The organism is Pseudomonas huaxiensis, assembly GCF_003231275.1.
Lineage (GTDB): Bacteria > Pseudomonadota > Gammaproteobacteria > Pseudomonadales > Pseudomonadaceae > Aquipseudomonas > Aquipseudomonas huaxiensis.
On sequence record NZ_QKVL01000083.1, the window covers coordinates 1 to 6,635 of the forward strand.

Below are 6,635 nucleotides of genomic sequence, written 5' to 3' on the forward strand. Positions count from 1 at the left end.
GGTGGCGTTCCTTCAAGTATCAGAGGGCGGGTAATGCTCGATCATTTGGGAACTTCGGAGCGTTTGATCTTGACGCACGACAGTTTTCCGTCGATTTGCCCTTTGATCATTTTGTTCTCCATCCGTACCCCGCCTGAGCCGGCCACGACCGTGCCAACGGGGGTCGCTGCGGCAATATCGAGTTTGAGTGGGCTGTCGAACGACAGGTTGTTTTTTACCGTCTTTAGAAAGAAGTAAAAGTTTTGGTCGCTCTTGTCGTTGCAGTCCGGCGTGTCATGAAATGAAATAACGGTCGCGGAAGGCGCATTGAGTAATTTGAAGAAATAAATGGCGTCGTTTTCGCAGGTCTCCATGTCCTGGAAGTTGTTTTCTCCCGTTTCAAGTTCGATAGAACACGACAGGCCTCCAGGTATACCGTCTTGTGGGCCTCCTTTATAAAGTTCCAGTGTTCCATTGCTGCGCGCCTCGGTATGGGCTGGCAGTGCTGCGGCGATTGTCAGAAGCAGCAAGAGTGCACTAAGGCAGCGCGACGGTGTGGGTAATTTTCGGATGACTTGCATGGGGGGTTACTCCGTTGTTTTTAAAGGAATTTCACGAGTTAGTGACGAAGCCGGATGACCGTGTTCGCAACTACGGTAGCACCGCGACAAAGGCTGCGAACCTAGCATTTTTGTCAGTAGGCGGCCCTTGGGGAGTGGCGTAGTGTGGTGAGCGTATTCACATGACTGCGGTTTGGAAGTTCCAGCCCTGAGCTGATGTACAGAAAGCACGGAAACAAGGAGAGCGACGATGGACAGTAATTACTACAGTGTCGATGAGCTGTTGGCCTGGATGTTGGACAATTCCAGGACCCTCGGGTGGGGCGCCATCGTCGCCTATGATCAGCTCAGAGCCAACCGGCTGTTGGTTCAGGGCTATATATTACGGTTTGGTTCCAACAGTTATCTGCCGCTGATAAATCAAAAAATGGAGTCCGGAGAGTATTCCACGGAATACCTAACCAACTTGAAGTTGAGCGTGCCCCGTTTGGCCTTCCCCAATGCCGATCTGGAAGACTCCAACGCCACCCTGACCATGGACTTCTTGGGCGGGACGATCATGACTGTGTTGAACATCGCCGGCGGAATACCGCGAATCGACAGGATCCTGAAAGTGCTGCCCGTGGGGGGGCCGCAATTGACCATGGAAATAGATCTGAAACGGCTAAGCGGCACCGTCGGCGATGTCGGCCAGGTAGTGCTGAACATCGCAGAGGGCGAAGTGTTCAAGGCCAATTTCGTGTTGGGTGATTTGTCCCAGGAAATGGTGGGGGCCCGCTTCAAGCTTCTGTTCGAAGAACTGGACGACGACCAGAAAGTCTTTCCACTGGGCGAGCTGGTCGGCGACCTGAATGGTCCGCTGACGCCGGAAACCTTTGAAATTCGCACCATGCCGGCGCCGGGCGCGACACTGTTGTCTGCAGATAACTACGGCGATGGAGCGGTGCTGTTATTCGTTCGGCTCAAGGGTGGCACCGGTGGTAATTACCCTGGGGCAAACTCGGGCTTCAAATACCTGATCCCCGCGGACAAAAATGGTCAGGAGTACTCCGGTACTGTGTTGCTCGCCAGTAAGGTGCTGGCAATCAATCTGTTCAAGCCGCACATCGAGTCAGAAATTGGCAAAGGCATCAGCCTGATGCCCAGCACCGATAGCAGCGATAAGGCGATAGCGCTGAGTGCCACAGCGGGTAGCTGGACGCTAGGGAAAATGTCCCTCGTGAAACAGAGCAATCCTTTCCTTAGTGCGGAAAGCCATGAGGAGCTGGTCTTCGATTTTAGCCGCGATGAGCCGCTCACGTTTACTGTGGCAGCCGGCGGACTACTCAGGGTCACGTGGAAGCAGGCGAAATCCTTCATGTTCAATTTCGTCCGCCAGGACATGGGCTGGGATCCAGAGGAAGAAGATTCGCTTGTCCACTTCACCCACAGCATGGAGTTCTTCCTGAAGGCCAGTATCGACCAGGCCACGGGTGTTGTGACCTTTGTTCCGGCGTCCGCTGTTTCCTCAACGGTAACGGTGGAGAAGGCGAAAGGCGACATCGATCTCTACTACACCTTCAAAGACGATATGTTGGGATCCGTTACTCGCTTGCTCGACGACATGTACGCGCAGTTGTCTAGCATGGCTCTGCCCGAGGTCGATACGTTCCTGATTCGCAACTTGTTGTTCCCCGGACAAAACGCCCTGCGACTGCGCGAGGGATTTGTCCCTGGTGACCTTGCATTGTTCGGCCATATCGATCCGCTGCGTACCTCGGTCGCAATATCTCCGCTGCAAGTGAACCTCATGCCGGGAGGCACGCAGAAATTCACCCTCCAGCCGGCAGTCAGTGGTGCTACTTGGAGTGTGGAGGGCGAACTTGAGGAAACCGATGTCGGCACTATCGATGCCAGCGGCGTGTACAAGGCACCTGCCGCCAGTTCCCTGAAGGAGGGATACCGGACGGTGAGGGTGACCGGCAAAGGCAAGCTCAATGGCCAGGATGTTACCGCCTCGGCCCTGGTTTCGGTGATGGAAAGCTCCATCAGCGTGTCGCCCACCTTCAAGGTGTGTGGCACAGAAGGCAAGGTTACGCTGACGGCCGGGATCATGGATGGCGGCAATCCAGCGTGGTCCCTGAAAGACCCGACGCTGGGCGGCGAGCTCAGCACAACCGCGGGCGCTGAATGCGTGTATACCGCTGGGCCCAGAAGCCCCACCCGCAAGGGGATGTACATCGAGGCGGTTCAGGTCAAGAACGCGGCCGCAAACGAGACGGTCGAGGCGCTACTGCTGGTACTGAACACCAAGATCAACACACAGGTCACTATCAGCGCGGATAGCAAACCGGAGACGGGAAAGGTGCAACTGCAGGTGGAGGGCAAAAATGGCCCGATCAATCCGCCGGCTAACGCCATTTGCGAGCTACTGGTCAGCGGGGGAGGCACCCTCAGTTCGGCTGGCGTATTCACGGAGCCGGCCAATGCCAAAGGCTTCGCCGTTGTCTCCATAGTGGTCCCGTCAGATTTTGAAGATCACTCCGGATTCATCGTGTTGCCATTGCCATTGTCGACCTACGCCGACATTTCCCGCCGGGTCAGTGACTCGATCCGGGCGCGCGCTATAGGGTTCCCGCCAGCCCATCCTTGAACGACCTGCTTCACACCATGGCCGCCGCCGTTGCTTGAACGGCGACGGTGCTTTGACACCGACAGGATGAAATGAAATGTCTGATCAATCCCTCAATGGCCTGCTGCAATCGATGCAAGGCAAATCTGTTACCCGTGGCTGGGACGCCGTTGTCACCATGAGCCGGCCCAAAGTCAATCAACTGCTGGAGCAGCAGTATATCTCGCAGTTCAACCAGAACAGTTTCCTCAAACGCATCCACGGCAACGTGCCGCTGACCAGCGATGGCTTTGAGGTGCTGGAACTGACCGGGCTGCTGCTCAGCCAGCCGCGGCTGTCGTTCGAAACCGCCTCGCTGAGTGACTCCCGTGCCCACCTGACGATGGACATCGTCTCCGGCATGGTGGCCTACAAGTTGAACGAACACAACGAGCCGGAGCGAATCACCTCCAGCTACGCGATCACCGAACAGCATCTGTTCACCCTGGTGATGGACGTGGACCTGGAAGCGGTGATCGGCTCCGTGGGACGGAAGGGCGAGGTGGTTCTCGATCTCGCCGAGGGCTATGAGTTCCGTTGCAACCTGGTGGACAAGCCACTGGGGCAAGAGGCGCTGGGTGAGTTTTTCCATGCGCTGTTCAAGCGCCAACCCGCCAGCGCCCGCCGCTATGTGTTGGGCATGCTGGATTTCGACCCGGACGATAAACTGGCGCCACGCAACTTCGAGGTGCGGACCCAGGCCGCGCCGGGGGCGAAGGTCGCAGGTTCTGACAGCTATGGCGAAGGCGCGGTGGTGCTGTTCGTGCGTACCCGCGAGAACCTCATCGACGGCAACACCCCGGATGACGACAGTGATTTTCCCTACCTGATCCCCGACGACCGCGAGGCTGGCTCAGGCAAGCTGCTGTATTCCGGCTCTTTGATCCTGGCCAGCCGTGCGGTATTCGACTGGTTCATCCAGGGTTACCTGGAGCGCCATATCGGCAACGGTCTGTCGCTGCTGCGCACTTCGGAAAGCAATGACCTGGCGCGTGGACTGAAGGCGCGGGCGGGTAGCTGGACGGTGGACAAAATCGAGGTCTCGCATGGTGGTGGCGGCTCCCACCAGAGCGCGTCGAGCCATGGGGATCTGACCTTCGATTTCGCCAGCAGCGCACCAGGCTCCGTGCCGTTCGATGTGTCGGTGATGCCCGGCGGGTTGCTCAGGTTTGCCTGGAAAGGGGTGAAGAACTTTTCCTTCCACTTCACCCGCAAAGAGTTGATGGACGATGAAAGGAAAGAGGACGCCAATGTCCGTTTTACCCACAACCTGGAGTTCTTCCTGAAGGCCAGTGTCGATCCGGACACCAGTGTCGTGACCTTCGTTTCGGCGCCTGGTGGTTCCAGGTCGGTCGAGGTGGAGAAAACCAGCGGCGATATCAAGCTCCTCGACACCTTCAAGGCTACGTTCGAGACGACTCTCAAAGGCCGGATCGATAGCATGCACGATCAGCTCCAGGCGATCCGCCTGCCCGAACTCGACCTGTTCGCCATCAACCACCTGCTGTTTCCTGAACAGAATGCACTGCTGCTGACCCACGCCGCAGTGCCCGGCGACGTAGCGCTGTTCGGGCACATCAATCCGAAGCACACCGCATTCAAGCTTGAGCCTTCCATCGTGCATGTCCTGGCCGGCACCACCAAACAGTTCGCGGTGCTCGAACAGCAACTCAAGGGCAAGGCCGGCAAGCTCACCTGGTCGGTGCGCAGTATCGACGGCAGCCGTGCCCTGGGCGACATCAACCAGAGCGGTGTCTTCACCGCACCGCCGCGCGATCGCATGGTCGGCCAGGCGGTGCGCAATGTGGTCACAGCCACCCTCGAGGACGGCAGCAACACCCTCAGCGCCTCGGCGCTGGTGGTGGTCGTGGCCGAAGCGCTGGTGGTGACCCCGGCGATGGCCACGGTCGACCTGCGACGGCCCAAGCCGGTCACGCTGAAGGCCTCGACCCTCGACGGCGGAACCATCAAGTGGACACTGCGCAGCGGTGGCGGCTCATTGCAGGCTAACGGCAATCAAGCGACTTACACGCCGCCGGCCAGCATTGAGCAGCCGGTGGCTGCGGCCCATATCGAGGCCGAGGACGCCTCGAACGGCGCGAAGGTCGTGGCGACCGTCTTGTTGCTGAAATCGAACTTCTCGCTGGCGCTGGCCCCGACCTTCCACCGCGGTCTGCCGCCGGGTGCCTCGACGCGGGTGCGGCTGGCCAATGAAGACTTGCCTTCCGACCTCATTAGCTGGTCGGTCAGTGCCGGGGAGGGCACAGTCGATCCCAAGACTGGCGTCTTCACAGCGCCGGCCAGGATCACCCTGCCTTACAGCGTGGTGCAGGCCAAAGCGGAGGATCACATCAACTACTACTACGGCTACAGCATCATCTATCAGTCGGAATACGCCAGCGAAGCGCGCTGGGAAGAGCTGAGTAAGTTCGAGCTCAAGGCGCGGTCTTCGCTGCAACTGTTCGCCAACGGCCAGCAGCAGGTCGAGGTGGAGATTTTAGCCGCGCCGAAGGATGTCGATTTGGTTCCCGTGGAGCTGTCGGACGCTGAGTTGAACAGCATCGTGCTGATCGATGCGAACACCAAGGTGCCTTTGCCTCGGGTTGATAGCGAGGGTGTGCCGGTGGGCGGTGGTTGGGCTTACAACGAGTCGCACAATGATTATCTGTTTCATCCTGGCGGTCGTGACCGCACTGATGATGTGGACTCCCGGATCAGAACCCTCTATGTGCAGACCCGCGCGGGTTCGAAGACGACCATCGCCGCCATGCTGACGCGCGATGACCTGATGCCGTTCTATTCCAACAAAGAAGGCAACGAAGCACCGTTCGCCCTCGAGCCGATTCCAGTGCAGCCACCGAAATTCGACACTACCAGCTACAAGTTCGAGGCGACGCGAGTCATTGGTGAGGAGGACAACGACTACCACCTGGACACCGTCGACTATTACATCCTGCAACTGACCCACAACGGCGAAAACATCCACTTCCGCCATATCGAGTTCGAAGAGCGCAGCGGCATGGTGCAGTGGGAGAGCCGGCAGTTCGAGGAAGACGTGGTCAGCTACACCGGCTACGCCTTGCGCGGTGATACCGCGTTGCATTTCGACACTGGTCTGTATGACCACATCCCCGACGCGGTCAAGCCCGAGCCCGGGGTGGTGCCGGGCGAGGAATGTCCGGAGGGAGCGTTATTGGTCAGCCTGCATCGCAGCCAATACTGGCGCTTCGACTTGGCCTGCGAAACGACCTATGGCCGGCCGGTGAAGCTGCGGATCCTCGATCAGTACGGCAATCAGCACCGTCTCCAGGTCAATTTCCGTGCACCGACCAATCGCAACGAGTTGCGCATCACCGTGCTCTGACCTGCTTGCCTCGATAGCCGTGACCCCGGCCCCGCTGGCCGGGGTCACGGTGTGATGATTGCTCTGCATGGAGTTTCTTGTA

Annotated in this window: 3 protein-coding genes; 2 read left to right on the forward strand and 1 reads right to left on the reverse strand. The window is 58.5% G+C overall.

Annotation, left to right across the window (positions count from 1 at the left end):
- Positions 1-41: 41 nt before the first annotated feature.
- Positions 42-560, reverse strand: coding sequence for a hypothetical protein (locus tag DM374_RS31870; RefSeq protein ID WP_110973458.1), 519 nt, complete (start codon positions 558-560; stop codon positions 42-44).
- A gap of 229 nt (positions 561-789) precedes the next feature.
- Here DM374_RS31870 and DM374_RS31875 point away from each other — a divergent pair, with 229 nt between their 5' ends.
- Positions 790-3,171: a hypothetical protein gene (locus DM374_RS31875; protein WP_110973459.1), complete on the forward strand. Its 2,382-nt coding sequence runs from the start codon at positions 790-792 to the stop codon at positions 3,169-3,171.
- 76 nt (positions 3,172-3,247) lie between these two features.
- Complete coding sequence (locus tag DM374_RS31880; RefSeq protein WP_110973460.1) at positions 3,248-6,553, forward strand: hypothetical protein; 3,306 nt, start codon at positions 3,248-3,250, stop codon at positions 6,551-6,553.
- Positions 6,554-6,635 lie beyond the last annotated feature (82 nt).